Source organism: Kitasatospora sp. NPDC041917, from assembly GCF_055589745.1.
Genome location: NZ_JBVJBI010000008.1, coordinates 52,539 through 78,632 on the forward strand (window position 1 = coordinate 52,539; position 26,094 = coordinate 78,632).

Below are 26,094 nucleotides of genomic sequence, written 5' to 3' on the forward strand. Positions count from 1 at the left end.
CGCTGGCTCGAACATGACAGAACCCGTGTGCGAATTGGCTCATGGCCGGGCAATTCGTTGCTAAAAAACAGTCAACTGTGGAGAGTGGGAAACTCGGCGGTTCCATACAGTGAATGGCCGGGATTCCGGGGCCGGTCCGGCCCGGTTCGGCCGAGGGGGGCGGACGTAGAATCGGACCGAGCCGAGGGAGAGCCATGACCGATGCGCAGCCCGACCCGAGGGACCCGCGACCGCTGATCGGCGAGCCGCTCGCGCTCGACCTGCTCAACACCCGCTGGGCCGGAACGCCCGTCAACGACCTGCTCACCGATGTCGAGGGGTACGCGATCTGGCTCTCCTCCGCCGGGCTGGGCGGACGCTGCGCGGCGGACGAGGAGGGCCTGGCGGCGATCCGGCAGACCCGCGAGGCGATCCTGTCGGCCGCCCGGGACGCCCGCGAGCACGGCGAGTTGGGCGCCGCGGCGCGGGACGGACTGGACGCGGTGCTGGCGCGCGGCCGGATCCGGCGCACGGCGGCACCGGGCGGGGCCGAGGACCGGATCGAGGCCGACGGGTCGCAGTGGCTGGCGCCCTGGCTGGCGGCGGACGGTTTCCTCGCGCTGCTCGGCGAGGGGGCCCACCGGGTCAGGCAGTGCGCGCACGAGGCGTGCATCCTGCACTTCTTCGACGCCTCGCAGAACGGCCGCCGGCGGTGGTGCCGGATGGCGGTGTGCGGGAACCGGGCGAAGGCGGCGCGGCACTATGTGAAGGCCCGAGGCTGATCGGCGGGCCGGCGGGCCGGCGGGCGGGCCGGAGCAGTGCGGGCGGGCCCGCGGCTCATCGCGCGCCCGCCCGCAGGACGGTCAGGCCGGAGTGCCCAGCCAGTCGGTGAGGGCGGCGCGGAGCTCGCCCTGGCCGGGGTCGACGGCGCCCCAGGCGACGTAGCCGTCCGGGCGGATCAGCAGGACGGTGTCGCGCAGCTTGCCGTGCGGGTCGGCGGGGGCGGCGCAGACCACGCGGTCGGTCCAGGGCTCGGCGGCGGCCAGCTCGTCATTGCTGACCAGGACGAACTTCCCGGCGCGCAGCGCCTCGTAGAGCCGCTCCGGGGCGGCGGGGGCGCCCTCGACGGGCTTGCTCAGGGCGGTCAGCCGCAGGTCCGGGACGCGCTTGCCGACCTGCGGGTGGGCGTCCTTGGGGGCGGGATAGGAGATGCCGATGCCGGAGACCAGCCTGGCGCCGCGCTCGGTGACCGGGTCGAGGTGGCCGCCCAGCGCGGTCAGCGCCCCGCGCAGGGCGCGGGTGGGGGCGGACTCGGCGAGCGCCAGCCGGATCAGCGCGCCGGAGGTGCGCAGCACCGTCCGGCCGACCGGGTGCCGCTCGGTCTGGTAGGTGTCCAGCAGGGCGTCGGTGGCGTGGCCCCGGAGCGCGGCGGCGAGCTTCCAGGACAGGTTGGCGGCGTCCTGGAGGCCGGTGTTCATGCCCTGGCCGCCGGCCGGGGAGTGGCAGTGCGCGGCGTCGCCGGCCAGGAAGACCCGGCCGGAGCGGTAGTTGGGGGCCTGTCGCTCGTCGCTGTGGAAGGTGGAGCTCCAGCGCACCTCGTGCAGGCCGTAGTCCTCGCCGAGGATGGCCCGGGTGAGGTCGGTGAGCTGCTCGGTGGTGGGGGTGGTGCCGTCCGGGTACCGCTCCTCGCGGTCCCAGGCGATGATCCGGAACCAGCCGTCGCCGAACGGGGCGATGAAGGCGAAGCCGGCCTGGTTGGCGCCGACGGTGATCGCCTGGGCGGGCTCGCGGTCCAGCCGGACGTCGGCCAGCACCACCGAGTCGACCACGGACTCCCCGGGGAACGGGATGCCCAGCAGGTCGCGGACGGTGGAGTGGGCGCCGTCGGTGGCGACCGCGTACGCGGCGCGGTGGCTGTGCCCGTCCCGGGTCTCCAGCGTCACGCCCTCGGCGTCCTGGTGCAGCCCGGTGACCTCGGCGCCGCGCAGCACGGTCGCGCCGGCGTGCTCCGCGCGCTCCAGCAGCACCCGCTCGACGTGGTACTGCGGGGTGATCAGGACGAACGGGAAGCGGGTGGGCAGCGAGCCGAGGTCGATGCCGAAGCGGTCGAACATCCTCAGTTCGGCGAGCGGACGGCCGGTGGCGATCAGCTCCTCGGCCAGGCCCCGGGCGTCCAGCAGCTCCAGGCTGCGGGCGTGCACGGCGAAGGCCCGGGTGAGGTTGGACTCGGCGGCCCGCTTCTCCAGCACCGTGACGCCGACCCCGGCGGCGGCGAGGTCGCCGGCCAGCAGCAGTCCGGTCGGTCCGGCGCCGACGATCAGGACGTCGGTTTCGGTCGTCGGCTTCACGGCCATGTATTCAGCTCCCGTTCCTCGGAGGGCGGTCGGACGCCGTTCCCGGCGTTCTCCCAGCCTCCATCATCGCGGGCGCCGTCGGGGCTGTGAACCGCCGGGTCCCGGCGGTGGGTGACCGCCGGGATCCGGGTACTCGTCGAACGGCTCAGGCGTGCCGGCGGATCTCCACCGTGCGGAACCGGTTGGCGACGAACGCGCCGTCGCAGTAGGCCGCGTTGGCGGCCGGGTTGGCGCCGGTGCCGTGCAGGTCGGAGAAGGCGGCGGTCTGGTTGGGGTAGACCCCGCCGGTGAGGTTGAGCGAGAGCGAGACGCCGGAGTCCAGCGCGGCCTCGACCAGCAGCGCCTCCACCGCGGGCGAGGTGGTGTAGCCGGAGGCGGTCATGGCGCCCTTCTCGCGGACCGTGGTGCGCAGCAACTCGACGGCGGCGGCGGTGGATTCGACGGCGACGGCGAAGGAGACCGGGCCGAAGCACTCGCTGCGGAAGACCGCGCGGTCGTCCGGCTTGTCGGCGTCCAGCTTGACCAGCGCGGGGGTGCGGACGGTCGCGCCGGGGAAGTCCGGCGAGGTCACCGCGCGCGGGGCGAGGGCGAGTTCGCCGTACTCGCCGCCGGCCGCGGCGGCCGAGCGCTGGAGCACCCCGGGGTTGACCACGGCGCCGAGGATCGCCGCGGCGCGGGCGTCGTCGGACAGCAGGCCCTCGATGGCGCCGGCCAGGTCGGAGACCACCTGGTCGTAGGACTTGTCACCCTGGTCGGTGGCGATGCCGCCGCGCGGGATCAGCACGTTCTGCGGGGTGGTGCACATCTGGCCGCTGTAGAGCGAGAGCGCGAAGGCCAGGTTGCCCAGCATGCCCTTGTAGTCGTCGGTGGAGTCGATCACCACCGCGTTGACGCCGGCCTTCTCGGTGTACACCTGCGCCTGCTTGGCGTGCTCCTCCAGCCAGTCGCCGAAGGCGGTGGAGCCGGTGTAGTCGATCAGCTTGATCGCCGGGTGGACGGCGAGCGCCTGGGCGACGGTGCCGCCCTCGTGCTCGGCGGCCAGGCAGACCAGATCGGCGTCGAAGCCGGCCTCGGCGAGCACCTCGCGGGCGATCCGCACGGTCAGCGCGAGCGGCAGCACGGCCCGCGGGTGCGGCTTGACCAGCACCGGGTTGCCGGTGGCCAGCGAGGCGAACAGGCCCGGGTAGCCGTTCCAGGTGGGGAAGGTGTTGCAGCCGATCAGCAGCGCGAGGCCGCGCGGGACGACGGTGAACTCCTTGGTCATCACCAGCGGGTCGCGCTTGCCCTGCGGCTTGGTCCAGGCGGCCTGCCGGGGCAGCCGGGTCTGCTCGGCGTAGGCGTAGGCGACGGCCTCCAGGCCGCGGTCCTGGGCGTGCGGGCCGCCGGCCTGGAAGGCCATGCCGTAGGCCTGGCCGGTGGTGTGCATGACGGCCTGGGCGAACTCGTGGGAGCGGGCGTTGATCCGGTGCAGGATCTCCAGGCAGACGGCGGCGCGCTCCAGCGGGGTCGCGGCGGCCCAGCCGGGGCGGGCGGCGGTGAGCGCGGCGATCAGCGCGTCCGGGGCGGCGTGCGGGTAGGTGATGCCCAGCTCGACGCCGTACGGGGAGGCCTCGCCGCCGACCTGGTCGCCGTCGGTGGGGTGGCCGTCGAGGGCGAAGGGCTTGCCGAGCAGGGCGTCGAAGGCGGCCTTGCCGTCCGCCGGGCCGCTCTCGCCGTAGGCCTTCGGGAACTCGGGGTAGGGCGACCAGTAGTCGCGCTCGGTGGCGGCGGTGAGCGCGGCGTCCAGGGTGGCCTGGTGGCGCTCGACCAGCTCGCTGACGAGGGGGTGGGTGACCGCTGCGGACATCTGTGCGCTCCTCGGAGGGCCTCGAAAAGCAGGACGGGACACGTCACAGAGTAACCGAACGATCGGTCGGCTCAAGGGGGTGCAGCGGGGGAATCCGGCGGGAACGCACAGGGGGCGCGTCCATGGCGGACGCGCCCCCGTGGGCTCGGGTGATCCGGGTCTACGGCACGCCGAGCTCGAAGATGATGTACCCGGCGTACCAGCCGGAGGCGACCGCCCCGGTGCCCAGGACGGTGGCCAGCACCGGCAGGCTCAGCTTGCGCATCGCCACCGCCAGCGCGATGAACAGCGGGAACACGGGCATCAGGTAGCGCGAGACGTTGCCGAAGATGCCGAGGCTGCCGAGCACCGAGACGATCGTGGCCAGCGTGTAGGCGGTCAGCACCAGCGGCGGGCGCAGCCGGACCAGCAGCACGATCAGCACCGGCAGGCTGAACACGATCAGGGTGGCGAGGAGGTCCGGCACCGGGAAGCCGTAGGGGTAGTCGCTGCGGCCCAGCATCACCCCGCGGATCGCGTGCCAGGTGCCCTGGCCCCAGTCGAAGTAGTGCATCCAGGCGTCCTGCTGGATCCGGAAGTAGCCGCCCCACTCGCCCGTCCGCCAGCCCACCCAGCCGACGTAGCCGAGCAGGCCGACCGGGGCCAGCACCATCGCGGTCAGCGGGCGCAGGACGCCGCTCTCCCGGCGGTACAGCTCGACGATCGCGGCCAGGCCGACGGCGCCGATCAGGGCCGCGGAGGTGGGCCGGTTGAGCCCGGCGACCAGGGTGATCACCCCGGCCGCGATCCACTGCTTGGTCATCACGCAGTAGCAGGCCCAGGCGGCCAGCGCGACGAACAGCGAGTCCGAGTAGACGGCCCACTCGGCTCCCGAGCCCGGGACGATCGCCCAGATGCCGGCCGCGATCACGCCCGAGCGCGCGTCCGAGGTGAGCTTCTCCACGACGGCGTAGATGCCGGCCGCGGCGAACAGCGAGGACACCACCGAGACCAGCATTCCGGCGCCGTACAGGCCGAGGCCGGTGGCCTCCGAGACCATCCGCATCAGGCCCGGGTAGAGCGGGAAGAAGGCGGCCGAGTTCTGCTCGATGGTGTAGCCGATCGGACCGTTGGGGATCGGTACGAGCGCCGGGTGGTAGCCGAACTGCGCCACCTGCTGGTACCACCAGCCGTCCCAGGTGGCCAGCACGTCCCAGGGGTTGGCGCCGCCGCCGAACCGGGCCGGCTTCTTGGCGTAGTCACCGGCGAAGGAGAGCAGCTTCATGAAGACGGTGAAGCCGATCAGCTTCAGCACCGCGTAGCACCAGACGGCCGGTCCGTAGCGGACCACCAGGTCGCGACCGCGTTCCTGCCAGGTGCGCCCGGTGTCCGCCGGCTCCTCGCTGCGCTGCTCTGGCATGTCGGAGGCGACTGCCGGTATTGCGTTCATCAGCCGTGGACCCCAGTGCTCTGGACGTGGACGGATCGTCCGGAGATTCTAGGGCCTGCCTTTCCGGGCTGGTGTGGACCAGTCGGACCCGATCGCGTAACGCGGGGGGCGGCCGGGGATACTCGGAGGATGGCCGATCACACCACGCGCACTGCCTACACCGTGGAGTCACTGCTCGCGGTGACCGTCGACGTGTTCAACGAGCGCGGCTACGACGGCACCTCCATGGAGGACCTGTCCCGGGCGGCCGGGATCTCCAAGTCCTCCATCTACCACCACGTGCGCGGCAAGGAGGAACTGCTGCGGCTGGCGGTCGGGCGGGCGCTGGACGGGCTGTTCGCGATCCTGGTCGAGCCGGCCGCGGTCCGGGGCCCGGCGGTGGAGCGGCTGGAGCACGTGGTGCGGCGCACCGCCGAGGTGCTGCTGGAGGAACTGCCGTACGTGACGCTGCTGCTGCGGGTGCGCGGCAACACGGCCACCGAGCAGTGGGCGCTGGAGCGCCGGCGGGACTTCGACCACCAGGTGGCCGAGCTGCTGCGGGCGGCGGTCGCGGACGGCGCGCTGCGCGCGGACGTGGAGCCCAGGCTGGCCACCCGGCTGCTGTTCGGGATGATCAACTCGATCGTGGAGTGGTACCGGCCGGGGCTCAAGGCCGCCGACGGGGTCGCGGACGCGGTGGTCCACCTGGCCTTCGACGGGCTGCGGGCGCGCTGACCGGCCCGGCCCGCCGCGGCGGGCCGACAGGTGGGCCGATCGGTGGGACCGGCGGGCCGGCCGGTCGGATCGGCGGCCCGACCGGTCAGATCGGCGGCACCTGGTCGGTCTCCTCGAAGACCAGCATGGTCCGGGTGCCGAGCACCTGGGGAATGGACTGGATGCTGCCCAGCACCAGCTCCCGCAGGGCCTGGTTGTCGGCGGTGTGCACCAGCAGCAGGACGTCGAAGTCCCCGCCGACCAGCGCGATGTGCGCCACCCCGGGCAGCTCCAGCAGCCGTTCGCGCACCGTCCGCCAGGAGTTCTGGACGATTTTCAGGGTGACGTACGCGGACGCGGTCTGACCTGCCCGTTCGTGGTCCACCCTGGCAGTGAAGCCGCGGATGATGCCGTCCTCGACCATTCTGGAGATCCGGGCGTACGCGTTGGCCCGGGACACGTGCACCCGCTCGGCCACCGAGCGGATGGAGGCGCGACCGTCCTGCTGCAGCAGCCGAAGGATCGACCGGTCGACCTGATCGAGTCTGGACATCTGTTCAGCAGACATGACCCCCCACCCCCACCGATTGGACACACTGCCACCAGTCGACCGCCGAACAGGCCGAATGTCCACCACCTTGTCACGCTTCTGGTCAAGATGAACAGACGACCGAACAATCGGTAGGGAGCCCCCGCCACCCCTGGAGGTGCCCCGAGATGACCGTTCTCGACCACAGACACCACACGAGCGTGCCCGGCTGGCTGCCCGGGGCCACCGCTCCGCGCACCGACCCGGCGCCCCTCCTCCCGGACCCGTCCCCCGTCCGGGCGCTCGGCACCCCGGCCCTGGAGAAGTACGACCCGGCCCTGCTGCGCGAGCTCTACCGCCGGTTGGTCGTCGGCCGCCGCTACAACCAGCAGGCCACCACCCTGACCAAGCAGGGCAGGCTCGCCGTCTACCCGGCGTCCACCGGCCAGGAGGCCTGCCAGGTCGCCGCCGCGCTGGTGCTCGGCGAGCACGACTGGCTCTTCCCCAGCTACCGCGACACCCTCGCGGTGGTCTCCCGGGGCGTCGACCCGCTGGAGGCGCTGACCCTGCTGCGCGGCAACGCCCACACCGGCTACGACCCGCGGGCCAGCCGCACCGCCCCGCTCTGCACCCCGCTCGCCACCCAGGCCCCGCACGCCGTCGGGCTGGCGCACGCCGCCCGGCTGCGCGGCGAGCCGGTGGTCGCGCTGGCGATGCTCGGCGACGGCGGCACCAGCGAGGGCGACTTCCACGAGGCGCTGAACTTCGCGGCCGTGCTCGGCGCCCCGGTGGTCTTCCTGGTGCAGAACAACGGCTACGCGATCTCCGTCCCGCTCAGCGCCCAGTCCGCCGCACCGAGCCTGGCCCACAAGGCCGTCGGCTACGGCATGGCGGGCCGGCTGGTGGACGGCAACGACGCGCCCGCCGTGCACTCGGTGCTGACCGAGGCGGTCGAGCGGGCCCGGGCCGGCGGCGGCCCGACCCTGGTCGAGGCGCTGACCTACCGGATCGACGCCCACACCAACGCCGACGACGCCACCCGCTACCGCACCGAGCCCGAGGTGGCCGCCTGGCGCGAGCACGACCCGATCCTGCTGATGGAGCGTGCGCTGCGCGGGCTCGGCGTGCTGGACGACCGGCTGGTGCGGGAGGCGGCCGACGAGGCCGAGGCGCTGGCGGCCCGGATGCGGGCCGAGTTCCACACCGACCCGGCCCTGGACCCGATGGCGCTGTTCGCCCACGTCTTCGCCGAACCGACGCCGCAACTACGGGAGCAGGCAGCCCAGTTGGCCGAAGAACTGGCCGCCGAGGCGGAGGTGGCGGACCGGTGAGCACCTCCCACCCGTCGCCCGCGCCCACCCTCGGCGGGGCCGCCGCGCGGCGCCCCGCCGACGTCCGCCCGTCGAGCATGGCCCAGGCGCTCAACTCCGCGCTGCGGGACGCCATGCGCGAGGACCCGGCGGTGCACGTGCTCGGCGAGGACGTCGGCGCGCTCGGCGGTGTCTTCCGGATCACCGACGGGCTCACCGCCGAGTTCGGCCCGGAGCGCTGCCTGGACACCCCGCTGGCCGAGGCCGGCATCCTCGGCACCGCGATCGGCATGGCGATGTACGGGCTGCGCCCGGTCGTCGAGATGCAGTTCGACGCCTTCGCCTACCCGGCGCTGGAGCAGCTGTTCTCGCACGTCGCCAAGATGCGCAACCGCACGGCCGGCAGGCTGCCGCTGCCGATCACCGTCCGCATCCCGTACGGCGGCGGCATCGGCGGCGTCGAGCACCACAGCGACGCCTCCGAGGCGTACTACACCAGCACCCCCGGCCTGCACGTGGTCACGCCGGGGACGGTGGCCGACGCGTACGGGCTGTTGCGCGCCTCGATCGCCTCCGACGACCCGGTGGTCTTCCTGGAGCCCAAGCGGCTCTACTGGGGCAGGGCCGACTTCGACCCGGCGACGCCGGTCGAACCGATCGGCCGGGCGGTGCTGCGGCGCACCGGCACCTCCGCCGTGCTGATCACCTACGGCCCCTCGCTGCCGGTCTGCCTGGAGGCGGCCGAGACGGCGAAGGCCGAGGGCTGGGACCTCGCGGTGCTGGACCTGCGCACCCTGGTGCCCTTCGACGACGAGACGGTCTGCCGGGTGGTGCGCTCGCTCGGCCGGGCCGTGGTGGTGCACGAGGCGAGCGGCTTCGGCGGCACCGGCGCGGAGATCGCCGCCCGGGTCACCGAGCGCTGCTTCCACCACCTGGCCGCGCCCGTGCTGCGGGTCACCGGCTTCGACATCCCGTACCCGCCGCCGATGCTGGAGCACCACCACCTGCCCGGGGTGGACCGGATCCTGGACGCGGTCGCCCGGCTCCAGTGGGAGGACCGAGGATGATGCCCGTCGTGCGCGAGTTCCGGCTGCCCGACCTCGGTGAGGGTCTCACCGGGGCGGAGGTGGTGCGCTGGATGGTCGAGGTCGGCGAGGTGATCGCCGTCGACCAGCCGGTGGTGGAGGTGGAGACCGCCAAGGCCGTGGTGGAGGTGCCCTGTCCGTACGGCGGGGTGGTCACCGCGCGGTACGGCGAGGTGGGCGAGGAGATCGCCGTGGGCGCGCCGCTGGTGACGGTCGCGGTGGGGCCGTCGTCGGGGAGCGGTCCGCAGGCTCCGGACGAGCCGGGCGTCGTCGCCGCTCCCGCGGCCTCCGAGGTGGAGCGGCCGCTGGTCGGGTTCGGCGTCGCCGAGCCGGGCCGGGGCGGGCGCCGGCGCCGGGTCGGGGGGCCGGCCGCGGTGCCGGCCCCGGTCGTGTCCGGTGGCGGTGCCGCTGCTGGTGCTTCGGCCGGTACTGCGGTGGGTGCGGTGGCCGGTGCGGTGGCCGTGCGGGCTCCGGCGGTGCCGACCGGGCCCGCGGTGGTGCCGGTGATCTCGCCGCTGGTGCGGCGGCTGGCCCGGGAGCAGGGGGTCGACCTGACCGCGCTCGCCGGGAGCGGGCCGGACGGACTGATCATGCGTGCGGACGTCGAACGGGCGGTCGCGGCCAGGGTGGCCGCTCCGGCGCCCGCCGGGCCGGCCGTGCGGGACGGTGTGGTCCCGTTGCGCGGACTGCGCAAGGCGGTGGCCGAGAAGCTGAGCCGCAGCCACCGGGAGATCCCGGCGGCGACCTGCTGGGTGGATGCGGATGCCACCGAACTCATGGTGCTGCGAAGGCAGTTGAACGCCACGCCGGGGCCGAAGGTGAGCGTGCTGGCGCTGCTGGCGCGGATCTGCACCGTCGCGCTGGCGCGCTTCCCGGAGCTCAACTCCTCCGTGACCGAGGACGGTTCGGGCATCGTCCGGCATTCGGCGGTGCACCTGGGCTTCGCCGCGCAGGGCGAGCGCGGGCTGGTCGTCCCGGTGGTCCGGGACGCGCAGAACCGCAGCACCGAACAACTCGGCAAGGAGCTGGCCCGGTTGACCGGGGCGGCGCGCGGCGGCGCGCTCACCCCGGCCGAACTGACCGGCGGCACCTTCACGTTGAACAACTACGGGGTGTTCGGCGTGGACGGCTCCACCCCGATCCTCAACCACCCGGAGGCGGCGATGCTCGGGGTCGGCCGGATCGTGGCCAAACCCTGGGTCCATCAGGGGGAGTTGGCGGTGCGCGAGGTGACCCAGCTGTCGTTCACCTTCGACCACCGGGTCTGCGACGGCGGGACGGCGGGCGGCTTCCTGCGGTTCGTCGCCGACTGCGTGGAGCAACCGGGGATGCTGCTGCGACAGCTCTGATCCCGGCCGCCGAAAGGGACGGGCGCGGTCGCCCTGGGTGCGCGGAGGGGCACCCAGGGCGACTGCGGACCGGGGAGAGTAGCGCGTCCCCGGCCCGGATGTCCGGGCTTCGCGCGATTCGTCGGAGGAGCGCTCCGGCCGTGCCACGCTGCCCTGGCGCCAGTAGGGACAAGCCGAGTGGTGGCGCAGCCGGCCGGAGGCGAAACGATTTTCTTGGGTACTCGAAACGTAGCGGTGAAGTCCCGCGGGACAGTCCTGGTCCGCACCGGACACGGCTCGGCGGGGGCCGCCTCCGTCCCGGGCCTGCCGGCGGGCGCGTCCGGGCGGGCCCCGGCGCGGGCCCCGGCGCGGGAGGTGGCGCGGGAGGTCGCCGTCCGGCCGCCGACGCCCCTGGACCCGCCGGACCCGCCGGACCTGCCGCCCCTGGCGGCGGCGGAGGCGCCGACGGCGGTGCTGCCGCCGGTGTCGCTGCTGGAGCCCGTCCGGCCGGTGATCCCGGCCCGGCCGCCGCACCCCCCGGCCGTGCCCGCCCCCGTTCCCGTTTTCGGTTCCGGCACCGCGCCCGGTTCCGGCCCCGTCCTCGCTCCGGACCCCACCCCCTTCCGCCCGCTGTTCGCCGACGCGCCCGGCCTCAACTGGGCCGGGCCGGGCGACCGGTGGAGCGAGGCCTGGGGCGTGCGGACCCCCGTCGGGCAGCTCCCGGCCGCACCGCCCGCCGTCGCGCTCCCCACTGCCGGACTCCCCGCCGTCGGCCAGGACGGGACCGCCGGCCGACCGCCGCTCACCAGCCGGGAGGTCGCGCTGGTCCGGGCCGGCCTCGCCGCCGTCGAGCCGGACGCCGACCGGGCCACCGCGCACTTCTTCGCGCTGCTCTTCCTGCGCCACCCCGAGCTCCGCCCCTCCTTCCCCGCCGCCATGGACGTCCACCGCGACCGGCTGTTCCGCACCCTGCTGGCCGTCGTGCGCGAGATCGACCAGCCGGTGGCCCTGCGCGCCACGCTGACCGGGCTCGGCCGTGACCACCGTCGGTACGGCACGCTGACCGGGTACGACGCCGCGGTGGAGGAGTGCCTGGTGGCGACGCTGGCCCGGTACGCGGGCGGCCACTGGGGCGCCGAGGCCGAATCGGCCTGGCGCCGCGCCTACCGGATGATCTCCTCGGCCGTGATCGAGGCCGCCGAGGAGGACGCCCGCACCTCGCCGCCCTGGTGGCAGGGCGAGATCGTCCGGCACGAGCGCCGCACCCGGGACGTCGCGGCGATCACCGTCCGCCCGGACCAGGCGTACCCGTTCCGGGCCGGGCAGTACGCCGCCCTGGAGACGCCCTGGTGGCCGAGGGTCTGGCGGCAGTACTCCTTCGCCGGTGCGCCCCGCCCGGACGGGCTGCTGACCTTCCACGTCAAGGCCGTCCAGGCGGGCTGGGTGAGCAACGCGCTGGTCCACCGGGCCGCGCCCGGGGACGTGCTGCGGCTCGGTCCGGCGGCCGGCTCGATGACCGTCGACCACGCGGCGGGTGCGGACCTGCTCTGCCTCGGCGGGGGCACCGGCATCGCGCCGATCCGCGCCCTGGTCGAGGAGGCGGTCGAGCACGGCGTGTCCGGCCGCCGGGTCGAGGTGTTCTACGGGGCCCGCCGGGCCGAGGAGCTGTACGCGTTGGGCGAGCTGCGCGAACTGGCCGCGCGGAACCGGTGGCTGACGGTCCGTCCGGTGCTGTCCGGCGGCGCCCCGGCGGGTGTCCTGCTGCCCGGGGGCCTGCTGCCCGGCGGGCCGCTGACCGGCGAACTGCCCGAGGTGGTGAGCCGGTTCGGCCCGTGGACCGGGCGCGAGGCGGTGCTCAGCGGGCCGCCCGCGATGGTGCGCACGGGCGTCGGGGCACTGCTGGGGGCCGGGGTGCCGGCCGAGCGGATCCGGCACGACCCGGTCGGCGACCCGACCGCGGGTTGATCACCCGAGGTCGGGTGCGAGGAGCGCGCGGATGCCCTCGATGTTGGCCGCCAGGTACGCCCGCAGCCGGGGCGGGACCACGTTGACCGAGGTGACGCCCTCGCGGGTGAACGGCAGCCGGACCACCTCGTACTCGCCGTTGGGGTCGGTCACTTCGGGCCCGTGCCGCCGGCTGAGGTCCATCTCGGTGAGCCGGCAGACGAAGAAGTGCTGCACCTTGACCCCGTGCGGGTGCGGCGGGGTGCCGTCGTCGACGGCGGTCCCCCCGGCCGGTGGCTGGGGCATGGTGTGGCTGATGGTGTCGACGAAGGCGGGCACCACGTCCACGACCTTGCCGCCGAGCTCCTCGTCCACCTCGCGGTGCAGCGCCTCGACCACCGTCCGGTCCTCGCGCTCGACCCCGCCGCCGGGGGTGATCCAGTACGGGTGCGGCGAGCCCGGCCGGACCCGCCGGATCAGCACGATCGACGCCGGGCCGTACGGATCGTCCGGGTCGAGCTCCAGCAGGATCGCCCGCGCGGTGCGCTTCACGACGGGGCGCGGTGGCGGAGTGCGGTTCTCGGGGCCCATGGCCACCTCCGGGACTGGCGCGTTGTGCGGGATTCTCCCGCGCCGGGGCGGGGGCGAAACCCGGGGAACAGGGCGAAACGCACCGGGAACGGGTCGAAACGCCGACCCGGTCGGGTGCATCCGTTCGGGGCCCCGCTGTGCTGCAATGAGCAGCTATCGGGCAAATCGGAGGTTTCGCTCCGCATGCCCGTTCTGGGCACGGACCTGTACGAGGGACTCGGGCTGGGGGTTGGGTGGCATGGATCGGATCGCACAGCCTTTCGGGAAGACGCAGCCGCTCGGGAAGACGCAGCCCTGCGGGAAGCCGCCGCCGGCCGAGCGGACACGGCCGTCCGAGCGGACGCGGCCGTTCGGGACCGCCCGGGAGCCCCGGATCGCGCGGGAGTCCGGGGCGGCCGGGTCGCGGCGGGCGGCCGCGGACCGCGGGCCCACCCTGATCGGCTCCGTCCAGCGGGCGCTGCGGCTGCTGGAGGCGGTCGGCGGCTTCCGGCACGGAGCGACCGCCAAGCAGCTGGCCCGGGCCGCCGGACTGCCCCTCGGCACCGCCTACCACCTGCTGCGGACCCTGGCCCACGAGGGCTACCTGCGGCGCTCCGAGGGGCGCTTCTTCCACGGGGAGGCGCTCGACGGCATAGCCCGCACCGGCGCCCGGCCCGGCGACCCCGACCTGAGGACGCGGATGCAGTCCCTGCGGGACGAACTCGGCGCCGCCGTCTACTTCGCGCTCTACCGGGACGGCGAGGTCCACGTGGTGGAGGTGGTCGAGGACCCGAGCCGGCCCGCCGTCGAGCCCTGGGCGGACTTCCGGGCCACCGCCCACGCGCACGCCATCGGCCAGTGCCTGCTCGGCCAACTGCCCGAGGAGGAACGCCGTGACCACCTCGCCCGCCACCCGCCGGCCGGGCTCACCCCGTCCACCCTCACCGGTGAGAGCGCGGTGCTGCGCCGGCTCGCCTCGCTGCGGCCGACCATGCCCGTGCTGGAGCGGCAGGAGTACGTGCTCGGCACGGTCTGCGCGGCCGTCCCGATCACCATCGGCCCGGTGGTCGCCACCATGGCCCTGTCGCTCCCGGTCGATCAGGCCGACCGGCTGGGGCCCGCCGCCCGCCAACTGCGGCGCGGGGTGGGGGCGATGAGCCCGGCGTTCATTTCCTGACGCCACTTGGTCTGGACCAGCTCCGGCTCGTTCACCATTTGAAAAAGCACACCTTGTCCGCTACATCCCCAAACGGGACGATGATGATCGAACGTGGATTGGTTGCATAAACCGTCACAAAAACCGTCGAAAACATGTCCGGCCGCCATCGGGCCAGCAGACCGACGGCGCGGGCAGAACGAGAGGTACTGGCGCCATGCAGCACAGCACAGTCCAGGGTCACCTGGTGATGAACCTCGTGGTCTCGCACGAGCTCTCCTTCCGCCTCCCGGTGGACCTGGCGTACGAGGCCGACGATCCGTACGCCGTCCGGCTCACCTTCCACCTCCCCGGAGACGCCCCGGTCACCTGGTACTTCGCGCGGGAGCTGCTGCTCGACGGGATCAGCGGGCCGGCGGGCGAGGGCGACGTGCACATCCGCCCGGTCGGCGACGAGCTCTCGGAGGTCCGCATCGTGCTGCGCTCCCCCGACGGCGACGCCCTGCTGTGCGCCTCGTCCGCGCCGCTGATCGCCTTCCTGGCGCGCACCGACCGGCTGGTGCCGATGGGACAGGAGTTCACCGGGCGGGACATCGACGCCCAGCTCGCCGACCTGCTCAAGGGGCGCGAGAACGCGGGGTGAGCGGTCCGGCGCCGGCAGGCCGCGCGGCGAGAACGGCGAAGGGGCCCGTACCCGGTGGAACACCCGGGTGCGGGCCCCTTTCAGCTGTCCGCGCGCCGCCGGTCAGTCGTCGTCCAGGGCCAGGTGCAGGCCCCACGAGACCAGGCTGATGATCAGCGAACCGACCAGCGCGGAAACGAAGTTGGTCACGTGGAAGTCCAGGCTCAGCTTCCCGGAGGCCCAGGAGGTGAGCAGGAGCATCAGGGCGTTGATCACGAAGGTGATCAGACCCAGCGTGAGGATGAACAGGGGGAGCGAGAACAGCTTGACCACCGGCTTGATCAGCCAGTTCACCACGCCGAACACGACGGCGACGCCGAGCACCGTCAGCGCCTTGTGCTGCCAGTCCGCGTTGCCCTCGGCGAGTTGGATGCCGCTGACGATCCAGGCGGCGACCCAGATGGCCGCCGCGTTGATCAGTGTCTTGATGACGAAACCCTTCATGCCGCCCAAGCCTGACAGGTACCCCCGTCCCGGCGGAACCACCGGACGGCGGGGTGGTGTTGAATGCCCCTGGTCCGGGAGGTGGACGAACGGGCCCGAGAACGAGGGAGGACGGCGGCGGTGAAGCTCTTCCGGCTGGACGGACTGGACGCCGAACGGGCGGCCAACGACGGTGCGTACCTGCGGTTCCTGCGCGAACCGCGGATGTCCGCCGGGCTGTACGCGCTCGCCCCCGGCGACACCGACACCCAGACCGCGCACGACCAGGACGAGATCTACCAGGTGATCAGCGGCCGGGCCGAGCTGACCGTCGGCGCCGAGACCGCCACGGTCGCTCGCGGCACGGTGGTGTACGTGCCGGCCGGAACCCCGCACCGGTTCCACCACATCACCGAGGAACTGCGCGTCCTGGTGGTGTTCTCCCCGCCGGAGGACTGAGCGCCCCGCCGGTTAGGGTCGGCGTCATGAGCACCAAGACGCTGACCGAAGAACTCTGGGCGGCCATCGAGCCGGTGTACGCCGAGATCCTCGCCCACCCCTTCCTGGCCGGGCTCACCGACGGCACCCTGCCGCGCGCGGCCTTCCGCCACTTCGTCGTCCAGGACTCGCACTACCTGCGCGACTACGCCCGCGCGCTCGCCGTCTGCGCCGCCAAGGCGCCCGGCGAGCAGGACGTCCGGGCCTTCGCCGACGACGCGGTCGGCGCGCTCGCCGCCGAACAGGGCATGCACGCCGAGTTCCTGACCGCCTTCGGCGGCAGCGCCGAGGAGGCCGCCGCCGAGCCCGTGCTGCCCACCACCCGGGCCTACACCAGCTACCTGCTGGCCACCGTCTACGGCGGCTCCTTCGCCGAGGCGGTCGGCGCGGTGCTGCCCTGCTACTGGATCTACGCCCGGGTCGGCGAGGCGCTGCTCGCCCAGGGCTCGCCCGACCCGCTGTACGCCAAGTGGATCGCCACCTACGGCGACGAGGCCTTCCAGTCGGTGGTCCGCCGGGTGCTGGCGCTCACCGACCGGCTCGGTGAGGAGCTGTCCGCGGCCGAGCGCCGCAAGGTGGTCGAGCACTTCGTGACCACCTCGCGCTACGAGTGGATGTTCTGGGACGCCGCCTGGCGCGGAGAGCGCTGGCCGGTCTGAAGCCGCGCGGGTGCGGCCGTCCGCCGTCCGCCGTCCGCACGGTACCTGGACGACGGGCGGACGACGGGCGGGCGGTGCCGGGTCAGCCGGTGACGAAGTAGCCGGTCAGGTCGGCGACGACGTTCACCGGGCCGCCGTGGTTGAAGACCGAGTAGGTGCCCCCGCCGGTGACCCCGGTGGTCACCGAGTTGGCGACGGTCTGCCCGGGTTCGACGTTGACGGTGGAGGTGTTCGGCGGCAGGCCCCCGCCCGGGAACACCGTGAGGTGGCCGGAGTCGGTCACGTCGGTGATCGTGACGTTGGCCTCGACACCCAGCACGTTCGGGACGGAGCCGTCCGTGGGCACCGCCTGGACGGCCGTGGTCGCCCCCTGCTGGAGCTTGCCACCGGTGATCCGGGTGTCGAGGTTGCGGACCGGCGTCGTGAGCGCGCTGAACAGGCCCGTTCCGGACGGGCCGTAGTAGCCGACGACGTCGACGATCACGTGCACCCAGCCGGCGCGGTTGTAGACGTCGATCCGCCCGTCCGCGCCGACCGGCACCACGACCTGGTTCGCGACCGTCGATCCCACCGGGAAGTTGACGTTCGAGCCGTAGGCGGGCCGCTGCGTCCCGCTCGGGTACGCGGTCAGGAAGCTGTCCCAGGAGCCGTCCGTGGTGGTGACGTTGAGGACCACCGAGGTGGCGTCCGCGGTCCCCAGCTCGGGGCGGGCGACCTGGTAGGTGCGTACCGCGTCGCCGCCGAGCCGCCCGGTGCCGTCGCTGCGGCTGTCGGCGATCCGGGTCGGGGTCAGCGGGCCGTACTTGTCGGTCGCCGCGGTCCGGTAGTACCCGACCACGTCGAGCACGACATGGGCGGTGCCCGCGTTGTTGTAGACGTTGATCCACGGGGCGCCCCGGCCGACCGGACCGACCGCGATCGTGACCAGGTTGGAGATGGTCTGGCCGGCCTTGAAGTTGATGCTGGAGGTGGCGGGCTTGGTGCCGGCCGGGCCGGCCTTGGCGGCGAGCGTGACGTAGCCGTCGGCGGTCGGGTCGGTCACGGTGAGGTTGACCACCACGGCCGTGGCGTCGGTCGGCACGGCGGAACCGCAGTACATCGGCGGGTGGTTGCCGCAGCGCTGCGAGACCGGGGTGCTGTAGTACTCGCCTTCCTTGAGCGGTCCGAAGTGGTCGTGCGACGGGGTCTGGTCGAAGGAGCGGGTGTCCAGGATCCGGGTCGGGGACATCCCGACGAACCCGGCCGGTGCGGTCACGTCGGCGGCGGCGGTCACGGCCGCCGGTGCCGCGGTCGCCGGGACCGCGGCGAGCGCCGCCACGGTCAGGTTGAGCGCCGCGAGAGCGGCGGTGGACACGGCTGTTCTGGCCCGCATGATCAGGTTCCCCCCTGGTCGATGGCACCGGACAGGCGTTCTTCCGGCACTGGTTGGACGCTTGGGAACGCCGGGGGTTGTACGCCGCCGGACGAATTCTCGGGGGTCACCCGGGGGGTCGGGCTCGGGGTGATCTCGGGGTTCTCTCCGGGCCGTTGGGCCTCGTTCCGGCACTCGCGCCACCGTACGATCGAAGGACCGAAAGCAAGCGGGATGCGGCACCGGACGGCGGCCGACCCGAGGGGAGAAGAGGAACCGACATGGCTGAGCTCTGGAAGTCGCTGCCCTCCTGGGTGCGCAACATCGTCATCCCGGTGCTGGTCCTGGTGCTGGCCTGGAACATCGTCGCCTTCGTGTTCGGCGTCGTCGGCGCCCTGCTCTCGATCGTGATCAAGCTGCTGGTGGTGGTCGGCATCGCCGCCGCCGTGGTGGTCCTGGTGAAGAAGGCCGCCAAGAGCTGACCCACCACCCCGTAACGCCGCCCTGAGGCCCGGCCCCCCGCGAGAGGGGGGACCGGGCCTCGGCCGTTCTCCGGTATCCGATCGGCTACTGGTTGCGGTAGTAGCCGAAGAGGTCGACGACGACGTCGGTCGCTCGACCGGGCCGGGTGACCGGGCGGGCCGACCGGGCGGGGTGGGGCGCTCTGGACCTGCGGCGATCGGCTCGCTACCGTGTTGGGCGTCGTGTGCAGGCAACACCGCCTGCGACGCGGGAGCTCGGAGCACCGGGCTGAGAGGACGCTGACCGGGACGTCGACGGACGGACCGACGGCTGCGTCGACCGCAGGAACCTGACCGGGTAATGCCGGCGTAGGGAGTAGAGGTCAGATGACCACGTTCGAAGCACAGCCGCAGTCTGCCCAGGGCGCCCCCAGCAGCGAGCGCACCGGCTACCCGACCCCGGCCTGGCGCAAGTCCTACCGCGAGGGGTCGCGCCCCGACCTGCGCGTTCCGTACCGCGAGGTGCGGCTCACCAACGGCGGGTCCGTCCCGCTGTACGACACCTCCGGACCGTACACCGACCCGTCCTTCGAGCCCGATGTGCGGCGCGGCCTGCCCGCCCTGCGGGACGCCTGGATCCGCCAGCGCGGCGACGTCGAGGAGTACGACGGCCGCGAGCCGCGCCCCGAGGACGACGGGATCAAGCACACCTCGCCGCGCGGCGGGAACCTGCGCAACCTGGACGCCGTCTTCCCCGGCCGGCCGCGTCGCCCGCTGCGCGGTCGCGGTGGCGCCGCCGTCACCCAACTCGCCTACGCGAAGCGGGGTGTGGTGACGCCGGAGATGGAGTTCGTGGCGCTGCGCGAGGGCCTGGCGCCGGAGTACGTGCGTGCCGAGGTGGCCCGCGGCCGGGCCGTCATCCCGGTCAACGTGAACCACCCGGAGGTGGAGCCGGCCGTCATCGGCACCAACTTCCTGGTGAAGATCAACGCCAACATCGGCAACTCCGCCGTGACCTCCTCGATCGAGGAGGAGGTGGAGAAGATGACCTGGGCCACCCGCTGGGGCGCGGACACCGTCATGGACCTCTCCACCGGCCGCAACATCCACACCACCCGCGAGTGGATCCTGCGCAACTCCCCGGTGCCGATCGGCACCGTGCCGCTCTACCAGGCCCTGGAGAAGGTGGACGGCAGGGCCGAGGAGCTGAGCTGGGAGGTCTACCGGGACACGATCGTCGAGCAGTGCGAGCAGGGCGTCGACTACATGACCGTCCACGCCGGTGTGCTGCTGCGCTACGTCCCGCTCACCGCGCGCCGCAAGACCGGCATCGTCTCGCGCGGCGGCTCGATCATGGCGGCCTGGTGTCTGGCCCACCACCAGGAGAACTTCCTCTACACCAACTTCGAGGAACTCTGCTCCATCCTGGCCTCCTACGACGTCACCTTCTCGCTCGGCGACGGCCTGCGCCCGGGCTCGATCGCGGACGCCAACGACGAGGCGCAGTTCGCCGAGCTGAAGACCCTCGGCGAGCTCGGCCGGATCGCCCGTGAGCACGACGTCCAGGTGATGATCGAGGGCCCGGGCCACGTCCCGATGAACAAGATCAAGGAGAACATGGATCTCCAGAAGGAGATCTGCGACGAGGCGCCGTTCTACACCCTCGGCCCGCTGACCACGGACGTCGCCCCCGGCTACGACCACATCACCTCGGGCATCGGCGCCGCGATGATCGCCTGGTGGGGCACCGCGATGCTCTGCTACGTGACCCCCAAGGAGCACCTGGGCCTGCCCAACCGGGACGACGTCAAGACCGGCGTGATCACCTACAAGATCGCCGCCCACGCCGCCGACCTGGCCAAGGGCCACCCCGGCGCCCAGGCCTGGGACGACGCCCTCTCCGACGCCCGCTTCGAGTTCCGCTGGGAGGACCAGTTCAACCTGGCCCTCGACCCGGAGACCGCCCGCGCCTTCCACGACGAGACCCTCCCCGCCGAGCCCGCCAAGACCGCGCACTTCTGCTCGATGTGCGGCCCGAAGTTCTGTTCGATGAAGATCTCCCAGAAGATCCGCGACGAGCACGGTGACGGATCGACGGCCGTCTCCAGCGGGTTCGACGCCGAGGCCCTGGCGGGCATGGCCGAGAAGTCGGCCGAGTTCGCGGCCCAGGGCAACCGGGTCTACCTCCCGCTGGCCGACTGACGGCAGGTGCCGAGGCGCTGTGCTGGGACCCCGACGGCGGTGTCCGGCACAGCGCCGCGCACGTTCGGGTGCGCGGGTGGAATCCGGTGGGCGGATTCTCGGGTGTAGGTCAGAGCCCGAGGATTTCGCGAATGAGGCCGAGCTTGCGCTCCGGGGAGAGATTCTGGGGACGGCCGGTGAGCAGGCCGTTCAGGACCGCGGGGACGTCGGAGCCGTCGGGAGCCTGGACCGCGTCGATGACCTGGCAGCGCAGGCCGCCGTCCCGGAGGAACACCCACAGGTCGTGTTCCTTCCGCGGCTCGCCGTTCTCCCTCGGGGAGAGCCGCCACGCCGGGAACCAACCGAGCCCCTCCTCGGTAAGGCGTTCGGCCAGTTCTTCCAGGACGTACTTGCCGAGTCTTCGGTAGCCGACTTCCGCGCGCAGTTCACCGAGGGTGACCCTGAGGAGGCCACCTGCGGCACGGCAGCGCTCGGCCACCGTGCCGGCGTCACCGGCGGCCGCAGTGAGCGCCTCTTCCTGCGGATTCGTTAGGTCGTTCATGATCGGGCCAACGATTGGGATCACGGGGCGATACGTGATTCACCGGCCCGGGCGCGGCCAAGAGGAAAAAACGGTACTGCTATGGCGTTGGCGGCGACCCGGGTAGCCCCCATCCCCCCGGCCGACAGCTGCCGGCCGTCGGCTGCCAGTGGAGGGACAAACCCGCCATTTGGTACGTAGACGAATGACGCTGAGGGATGGGGGCCATTCCCCGATCGGCGCTGGTGCGTCACTCTGTTGCATCTTTATCACTCTCTTCTTTCCATGTTGTTGTTGCACGGTGTAGTGAGTTGGTGACTCTCCATCACCTGCCCTGGTCGGCTCCGATCGTCGAAAGCCCTCCGGCGCGAGTGCGAGGGCGTGAGGCCTGACCGGAAACCACCAGCGGCGCTCCGAATGCCCTCTTCGGGTGACGGAGTTCAACGGCGACAAGAAAGGGTCCTGTCCTATGGCAGTCGATGCCATGTTGTCCGCTCCACCGGGACGAGGGCGTAGACGCACTCGACTCGCGGGGGCGTCCGTCCTGCTGTCCGGACTGACGTTGCTCGCGACGGCCGGCCTGGTCCCCAGCCCCGCGCACGCCGCAACCGCACCGGTGGGGCTGGGGACTGATACCAGCTATGCGATCCTGGCGGGCTCAACCGTCACCAACACCGGCCCCAGCGTCATCAACGGCGACCTGGGGCTCTTCCCGGGCACCAGCGTGACGGGCTTTCCCCCCGGAGCCGTGAACGGGGTTCAGCACGTCAACGACGCGCAGGCGGCGCAGGCCCAGTCCGACCTCGTCATCGCCTACAACGATGCCGCCGGCCGGGCCCCCACGGCCATCCTGACCTCGCCCGGCGACATCGGAGGGCTGACGCTGACGCCCGGCGTCTACAAGGCGAGTTCGTCGCTGAACCTCACCGGGACCGTCACCCTCGACGCGATGGGCGACCCGAACGCCGTCTTCATCTTCCAGATCGGCTCCACCCTCATCACGGCTCCGTCGAGCGTCGTCAGCCTGGTCAACGGAGCACAGCCCTGCAATGTGTTCTGGCAGGTCGGCAGCTCTGCCACCATCGATGTCGACTCCTTCTTCAAGGGCAACATCCTGGCCCTCACATCCATCAGCGTGAACCACGCCTCGGTGATCGAAGGCCGTGCCCTGGCGCGCAACGGCGCTGTCACTCTGGACGACAACACCATCACGAGGGCGGCCTGCACCGTCGGCCCGCCCGGACCGAGTGGCCCGCCCGGACCGAGCGGCCCGCCCGGACCGAGCGGCCCGCCCGGACCGAGTGGGCCCGCCGGTCCTCCCGGTGCTGCCGGTTCCCCGGGGGCACCTGGACCTAACGGTGCTCCGGGGGTGGCGGGCTCCCCGGGTGCTCCGGGTGCTCCCGGCCCCAACGGTGCTCCCGGTGCCCCCGGTGCCAATGGTTCGCCCGGTGCTCCGGGTGCTCCTGGCCCCAACGGTGCTCCGGGTGCTCCGGGTGCTCCCGGCCCCAACGGTGCTCCCGGTGCCCCCGGTGCCAATGGTTCGCCCGGTGCCCCCGGTGCACCCGGTCCCAATGGTGCTCCGGGCGTGGCGGGCTCCCCGGGCGCTCCGGGCGCCCCCGGGCCCAACGGTGCTCCCGGCGCCCCCGGTGCACCTGGTCCCAATGGCGCTCCTGGCGCCCCCGGTGCGAATGGTTCGCCGGGTGCGAATGGCTCGCCAGGGGCTAACGGATCGCCGGGGGCCAATGGCTCGCCGGGGGCTAATGGCTCCCCGGGTGCCAACGGCTCGCCAGGGGCTAACGGTTCGCCCGGGGCGAATGGCTCCCCGGGTGCCAATGGCTCGCCGGGTGCCAACGGTTCGCCGGGGGCTAATGGCTCGCCGGGTGCGAATGGTTCGCCAGGGGCTAACGGTTCGCCGGGTGCCAACGGTTCGCCAGGTGCCAACGGTTCGCCAGGGGCGAATGGCTCCCCGGGTGCCAACGGTTCGCCGGGGGCCAACGGCTCACCCGGCCCTGCCGGTCCTGCTGGTCCGGCCGGCCCATCAGGTCCTGCTGGTCCGGCCGGTCCGGCCGGTCCTGCTGGTCCGGCCGGACCGCCCCAGTCTCCAGGCGGTCACGGTGGTCAGGGTCACGGCGGCCATGAGCAAGGTGATCACGGGAAGGAGCAGGGCAACCACGGCAACGTTCCGGCCGACCACGGGAACGGCAATGGCGGTCACGAACAGGGCAACCACGGCAACGTTCCGGCCGACCACGGCAACGGCAATGGCGGTCACGAACAGGGTGTGCCGGTCGTGCGTCCGCACGAGTCGGGGCAAGCACTCGCTGCCACCGGCTCCGACAAGTCGATCGTCATGGCGGTCGGTTCGGCGGCCGCCGTCGTGCTGGGAGGCTCAATCCTCATCCTCGTGAGGCGCAGCGGACGAGCCGCAGCTCGCCGTCGGCACTAGCCCTCGCCGTGATGGGCGGCGCGCGTCAGGAGTGGGTCCACTTCCCGCCGACGGACTGACGCTCGTCCACGCGTGGCGCTGTCCCGGGTAGCCGGAAGGCCGTTCGAGACAGCGCCACGCCCTTGGCCGGAACGGTGGTCGGATCGGTGTTCCCGGCCTGTTCGCGGGCTGATCGGCCTGACCCGGCACTGTCCGTCGCGGCGGCGCGCCAGGCCAGTCCTGCGGTCGCGTGGGTGGGCCCATCGGGGCGTCGGTCCAGCGACGAGGTGTTGGTCTCGGCCCGAAGTTCTGCTCGATGAAGATCTCCCAGAAGATCCGCGACGAGCACGGTGACGGATCGACGGCCGTCTCCAGCGGGTTCGATGCCGAGGCTCTGGCGGGCATGGCCGAGAAGTGGGCCGAGTTCGCGGCCCGGGGCAACCGGGTCTATCTTCCGCTCGCCGACTGACCATGCGCGTCGTCGACCCTGCTCCGGGAGCCGGACGGGCTTCCCGGAGCAGGGTCGGCAGGTGCCTGGTGCGGGGCCGGCCGGGTGCCGTGGGTCACGCGGGCGCGGCGGTGAGCAGGCCGGTGGCGCGGTCCGCGGTGAGCACGCCGAGGATGTAGCCGTCCTCGTCGACGACGGGCCAGACCGCCAGGTGCTTGATCCGCATGGCGATCGAGGCCAGGGTCAGGCCCATGGTCGGCCAGGCGAACGGGCCGCGCTGGTGGGTGGTGGCGCTGACGGCGGTCCGCTCGGTGTACCAGGAGCGGGTGAGGAACGGGTGGAGTCCGGTGCGGGTGACCAGCCCTTCGCACCGGCCGTCGTGGCCGCGGACGAGGAGGTAGTCCAGGTGGGCGCCGCGGAGGATGTCGTCGGCCTGGTCGACGGTGCTGTCGTCGGCGATCTGGTAGTCGCAGGGTTCCATGGCGTCGGCGACCGTGAGGCCGTGGCCGGGCCGTGCGGGCTGGGGCGTGCGAGTGGTCACGGCATTCACCGTTCCCGTCTCCGGCCGCCCGCCGGGGCGGGGTCTGCCGGGCTGTCCTGCACCCAGAACGAAGCCGGAACGGGGACCGGGATGCGGGATGCCCTGGATGTCTCCGAGGCTACTCCTGCGGTGGTCGGCCCGGGGGAGGTTACGGCGGAGTAGCGTGGGGAGTAACCGAGGACATTCCGGACACCGGCATCAGCGTCGACGTCGCCCTGGGTCATGACGGGTCCCTCGTGGACCGGACGGGCGGCCTCAGATGATGCCGATCCCCCTCCCCATTCCTTCCTCCCCCGGGCCGTGGACGGCGCCCGGTGCCCCGCTGCTGCCGCGCTTGGAGCTGGAGCCGACGATGTCGCGGGAGGGTGTCTTCGACGGGGCCTGGTGGCCCCGTTCGAACGAGGTCCTCGCCGAACTGCCGGACCTGATCACCGCGCTCGGCGCCCACTTCGGGCGCATCCTGCGGGTCGGCCTCGACACCGAGGCCTGGGACGGTGTGCCCCGGTCCGTCGCCGCGAACGGCCTGGTGGTGAGGATCAACTGGTTCGCCGGCAGCGACGCGACGATCAGCGTCACCCGGGGCCTCCAGGACCACTTCCTCCTGCTGGTGGTGCCGCCCGGCACCGACCCGACAACGGCCGCCTCGGCGATGGCCGGAGCCTCCGCGACCGGGAACCACACTCCGGCGGCGGAGCTGCTGCTCGGCCGACCGCTGGTCGTCGTCGCGCCCGGCCGGATTCACGGCTGAAGCCGTCCTCGATGAAGACCTCCCGGCCTCGATGGAGAACGCCGGTGGAGAACACCAACGGGAGAGGTCGTCGGGAGAAGTCGTCGAAAACCTTCACGGCGAGCGATGAGTTTCCGGGACACCCGGGGTCTACCCCTGTGCGAGCGACGGACGTGACCACGGAGGAGATCCCGAGATCACCGAGATCCGGGTCGGCGAGTTCTTCGCGATGGTGGAGGAGGGCTCGGGCATGTGCTCCACCCTCACCTTCACCGGGCTCGACGGGGGCGGCACCCGGGTGGTGCTGCACCAGACCGGGGTGCCGGAGATGTTCCGCGGCCCGGAGGCCGAGGCGGGGCTCAACTCCAGTTTCGACCGGCTGGTCGAGCACCTCGCCGGCCGGAACTGACGGGCGCGGCGCTCCCGGTGTGCCCGCCCCGGGCCACCCCCGTGGGCCCGGGGCGGGCACACGGTCTGTTGGCCGTGCGCCGGGGGTGAACGGTCAGTTGGCCGCGTCCTGGGGGTACCAGCGGAGTTCGACGGTGTTGCCGTCCGGGTCCTGGACGTAGACGGAGGTGGCGGTGCCGCGGGCGCCGTAGCGGGGGACGGGGCCCTCCAGGACGGTGAAGGTGCCCGCGTCGATGACCTCCTGCCAGTCGAGGGGCTCGACGGTGAGGCAGAAGTGGTCGACGTTGGACTCGTGCCGGGGGCCGTGGACCAGGTCGATGATGGTCCCGGCGCTGACCCGGATCGACGGGAAGGACACCTTGCCGGCGCGCCATTCGTCGACGCGGACGGGCTCCAGGCCCAGGGGGCCGGCGTAGAAGGCCAGCGAACGCTCGACGTCGGCGACGTTGAGGACCAGGTGGTCGAAGGCTACGACGCGCATGGGTGATCGGCTCCGCTCGGGTGGGGCTGTCGGGGACGGGTTCAA

25 protein-coding genes and 2 pseudogenes are annotated in these 26,094 nt (G+C 72.7%); 16 read left to right on the plus strand and 11 right to left on the minus strand.

All coding sequences use genetic code 11. The features are described 5' to 3' along the window. The first annotated feature begins 194 nt into the window (after window positions 1-194). On the plus strand, window positions 195-761 hold the full coding sequence (locus tag ACZ6EM_RS12010; RefSeq protein ID WP_401050746.1) for a CGNR zinc finger domain-containing protein: 567 nt from the start codon (window positions 195-197) through the stop codon (window positions 759-761). Between the two features lie 81 nt (window positions 762-842). Here the strand turns inward: ACZ6EM_RS12010 and ACZ6EM_RS12015 are convergent, their stop codons facing one another. The 3 genes from ACZ6EM_RS12015 to ACZ6EM_RS12025 form a co-directional block, all read right to left on the minus strand. Further along, the gene (locus ACZ6EM_RS12015) at window positions 843-2,333 is read right to left on the minus strand and encodes an FAD-dependent monooxygenase (protein WP_401050879.1); all 1,491 of its coding nucleotides are present in this window, start codon (window positions 2,331-2,333) and stop codon (window positions 843-845) included. A gap of 145 nt (window positions 2,334-2,478) precedes the next feature. After that, window positions 2,479-4,179 (minus strand): phenylacetic acid degradation protein PaaN, encoded by a 1,701-nt coding sequence (gene paaN / locus ACZ6EM_RS12020; RefSeq protein ID WP_401050877.1) that lies wholly within the window; start codon window positions 4,177-4,179, stop codon window positions 2,479-2,481. A 160-nt stretch (window positions 4,180-4,339) separates the two neighbouring features. Continuing rightward, entirely contained in the window at window positions 4,340-5,578 is a 1,239-nt protein-coding gene (locus ACZ6EM_RS12025) for a hypothetical protein (RefSeq protein WP_401050875.1), read from the minus strand. A 159-nt stretch (window positions 5,579-5,737) separates the two neighbouring features. Between ACZ6EM_RS12025 and ACZ6EM_RS12030 the strand changes: the two genes are divergently transcribed. Continuing rightward, window positions 5,738-6,322, plus strand: coding sequence for a TetR/AcrR family transcriptional regulator (locus ACZ6EM_RS12030; RefSeq protein ID WP_359905207.1), 585 nt, complete (start codon window positions 5,738-5,740; stop codon window positions 6,320-6,322). Window positions 6,323-6,407: 85 nt separating this feature from the next. On the opposite strand, the gene ACZ6EM_RS12035 is transcribed toward ACZ6EM_RS12030, so the two are convergent. Further along, window positions 6,408-6,854 carry an Lrp/AsnC family transcriptional regulator gene (locus ACZ6EM_RS12035; protein ID WP_359905204.1) on the minus strand — a complete coding sequence of 149 codons (447 nt, stop codon included), beginning with the start codon at window positions 6,852-6,854 and terminating at the stop codon, window positions 6,408-6,410. A gap of 164 nt (window positions 6,855-7,018) precedes the next feature. On the opposite strand from ACZ6EM_RS12035, the gene ACZ6EM_RS12040 reads away from it, so the two are divergent. The 4 genes from ACZ6EM_RS12040 (at window position 7,019) to ACZ6EM_RS12055 (ending at window position 12,518) form a co-directional block, all read left to right on the plus strand. Continuing rightward, window positions 7,019-8,161 (plus strand): thiamine pyrophosphate-dependent dehydrogenase E1 component subunit alpha, encoded by a 1,143-nt coding sequence (locus ACZ6EM_RS12040; protein ID WP_452178378.1) that lies wholly within the window; start codon window positions 7,019-7,021, stop codon window positions 8,159-8,161. 77 nt (window positions 8,162-8,238) lie between these two features. Beyond that, window positions 8,239-9,207, plus strand: coding sequence for an alpha-ketoacid dehydrogenase subunit beta (locus tag ACZ6EM_RS12045; RefSeq protein ID WP_380545877.1), 969 nt, complete (start codon window positions 8,239-8,241; stop codon window positions 9,205-9,207). Then, complete coding sequence (locus tag ACZ6EM_RS12050) at window positions 9,207-10,574, plus strand: dihydrolipoamide acetyltransferase family protein (protein WP_465772378.1); 1,368 nt, start codon at window positions 9,207-9,209, stop codon at window positions 10,572-10,574. The genes ACZ6EM_RS12045 and ACZ6EM_RS12050 overlap by 1 nt, the downstream gene beginning before the upstream one ends. A 234-nt stretch (window positions 10,575-10,808) precedes the next feature. Beyond that, window positions 10,809-12,518: a globin domain-containing protein gene (locus ACZ6EM_RS12055; RefSeq protein WP_465772310.1), complete on the plus strand. Its 1,710-nt coding sequence runs from the start codon at window positions 10,809-10,811 to the stop codon at window positions 12,516-12,518. Here ACZ6EM_RS12055 and ACZ6EM_RS12060 read toward each other — a convergent pair whose 3' ends face one another. After that, complete coding sequence (locus tag ACZ6EM_RS12060; protein ID WP_452178380.1) at window positions 12,519-13,088, minus strand: NUDIX domain-containing protein; 570 nt, start codon at window positions 13,086-13,088, stop codon at window positions 12,519-12,521. Between the two features lie 238 nt (window positions 13,089-13,326). Between ACZ6EM_RS12060 and ACZ6EM_RS12065 the strand changes: the two genes are divergently transcribed. Together ACZ6EM_RS12065 and ACZ6EM_RS12070 are read left to right on the plus strand one after the other, a co-directional pair. Next, entirely contained in the window at window positions 13,327-14,244 is a 918-nt protein-coding gene (locus tag ACZ6EM_RS12065) for an IclR family transcriptional regulator (RefSeq protein WP_401048003.1), read from the plus strand. Window positions 14,245-14,440: 196 nt separating this feature from the next. Further along, window positions 14,441-14,866 carry an SsgA family sporulation/cell division regulator gene (locus ACZ6EM_RS12070; RefSeq protein WP_359905190.1) on the plus strand — a complete coding sequence of 142 codons (426 nt, stop codon included), beginning with the start codon at window positions 14,441-14,443 and terminating at the stop codon, window positions 14,864-14,866. Between the two features lie 102 nt (window positions 14,867-14,968). Here ACZ6EM_RS12070 and ACZ6EM_RS12075 read toward each other — a convergent pair whose 3' ends face one another. Further along, window positions 14,969-15,349, minus strand: a complete 381-nt coding sequence (locus tag ACZ6EM_RS12075) for a phage holin family protein (protein ID WP_359905187.1) — start codon at window positions 15,347-15,349, stop codon at window positions 14,969-14,971. A gap of 120 nt (window positions 15,350-15,469) precedes the next feature. On the opposite strand from ACZ6EM_RS12075, the gene ACZ6EM_RS12080 reads away from it, so the two are divergent. Both ACZ6EM_RS12080 and tenA read left to right on the plus strand, forming a co-directional pair. Beyond that, on the plus strand, window positions 15,470-15,787 hold the full coding sequence (locus ACZ6EM_RS12080; RefSeq protein ID WP_401047999.1) for a cupin domain-containing protein: 318 nt from the start codon (window positions 15,470-15,472) through the stop codon (window positions 15,785-15,787). 26 nt (window positions 15,788-15,813) lie between these two features. Then, on the plus strand, window positions 15,814-16,485 hold the full coding sequence (gene tenA, locus ACZ6EM_RS12085) for a thiaminase II (protein WP_387694022.1): 672 nt from the start codon (window positions 15,814-15,816) through the stop codon (window positions 16,483-16,485). Window positions 16,486-16,567: 82 nt separating this feature from the next. On the opposite strand, the gene ACZ6EM_RS12090 is transcribed toward tenA, so the two are convergent. After that, entirely contained in the window at window positions 16,568-17,857 is a 1,290-nt protein-coding gene (locus ACZ6EM_RS12090) for a hypothetical protein (RefSeq protein WP_401047997.1), read from the minus strand. A gap of 260 nt (window positions 17,858-18,117) precedes the next feature. Here ACZ6EM_RS12090 and ACZ6EM_RS12095 point away from each other — a divergent pair, with 260 nt between their 5' ends. Together ACZ6EM_RS12095 and thiC are read left to right on the plus strand one after the other, a co-directional pair. Next, complete coding sequence (locus ACZ6EM_RS12095; protein ID WP_049653234.1) at window positions 18,118-18,318, plus strand: DUF5326 family protein; 201 nt, start codon at window positions 18,118-18,120, stop codon at window positions 18,316-18,318. A 366-nt stretch (window positions 18,319-18,684) separates the two neighbouring features. Beyond that, window positions 18,685-20,499 carry a phosphomethylpyrimidine synthase ThiC gene (gene thiC, locus ACZ6EM_RS12100; RefSeq protein WP_401047994.1) on the plus strand — a complete coding sequence of 605 codons (1,815 nt, stop codon included), beginning with the start codon at window positions 18,685-18,687 and terminating at the stop codon, window positions 20,497-20,499. Window positions 20,500-20,608: 109 nt separating this feature from the next. On the opposite strand, the gene ACZ6EM_RS12105 is transcribed toward thiC, so the two are convergent. Continuing rightward, window positions 20,609-21,064: a hypothetical protein gene (locus tag ACZ6EM_RS12105; RefSeq protein WP_465772311.1), complete on the minus strand. Its 456-nt coding sequence runs from the start codon at window positions 21,062-21,064 to the stop codon at window positions 20,609-20,611. Between the two features lie 439 nt (window positions 21,065-21,503). Between ACZ6EM_RS12105 and ACZ6EM_RS12110 the strand changes: the two are divergent. Further along, window positions 21,504-22,172, plus strand: a pseudogene (locus ACZ6EM_RS12110) (ice-binding family protein); the annotation flags it as partial. A gap of 885 nt (window positions 22,173-23,057) precedes the next feature. Here the strand turns inward: ACZ6EM_RS12110 and ACZ6EM_RS12115 are convergent. Beyond that, window positions 23,058-23,291 (minus strand): hypothetical protein, encoded by a 234-nt coding sequence (locus tag ACZ6EM_RS12115; RefSeq protein WP_465772381.1) that lies wholly within the window; start codon window positions 23,289-23,291, stop codon window positions 23,058-23,060. 469 nt (window positions 23,292-23,760) lie between these two features. Between ACZ6EM_RS12115 and ACZ6EM_RS12120 the strand changes: the two genes are divergently transcribed. Then, window positions 23,761-23,913 (plus strand): thiamine biosynthesis protein ThiC, encoded by a 153-nt coding sequence (locus ACZ6EM_RS12120; RefSeq protein ID WP_401056382.1) that lies wholly within the window; start codon window positions 23,761-23,763, stop codon window positions 23,911-23,913. Window positions 23,914-24,007: 94 nt separating this feature from the next. Here the strand turns inward: ACZ6EM_RS12120 and ACZ6EM_RS12125 are convergent, their stop codons facing one another. After that, the gene (locus ACZ6EM_RS12125) at window positions 24,008-24,433 is read right to left on the minus strand and encodes a CBS domain-containing protein (RefSeq protein ID WP_452178383.1); all 426 of its coding nucleotides are present in this window, start codon (window positions 24,431-24,433) and stop codon (window positions 24,008-24,010) included. Between the two features lie 352 nt (window positions 24,434-24,785). Here ACZ6EM_RS12125 and ACZ6EM_RS12130 point away from each other — a divergent pair, with 352 nt between their 5' ends. Both ACZ6EM_RS12130 and ACZ6EM_RS12135 read left to right on the plus strand, forming a co-directional pair. Next, window positions 24,786-25,181 (plus strand): DUF5994 family protein, encoded by a 396-nt coding sequence (locus tag ACZ6EM_RS12130; RefSeq protein WP_452178384.1) that lies wholly within the window; start codon window positions 24,786-24,788, stop codon window positions 25,179-25,181. Between the two features lie 157 nt (window positions 25,182-25,338). Next, window positions 25,339-25,569: pseudogene (locus tag ACZ6EM_RS12135) on the plus strand (SRPBCC family protein); the annotation flags it as partial. A 93-nt stretch (window positions 25,570-25,662) separates the two neighbouring features. Here ACZ6EM_RS12135 and ACZ6EM_RS12140 read toward each other — a convergent pair. Beyond that, window positions 25,663-26,049, minus strand: coding sequence for a VOC family protein (locus tag ACZ6EM_RS12140; RefSeq protein ID WP_452178385.1), 387 nt, complete (start codon window positions 26,047-26,049; stop codon window positions 25,663-25,665). Window positions 26,050-26,094 lie beyond the last annotated feature (45 nt).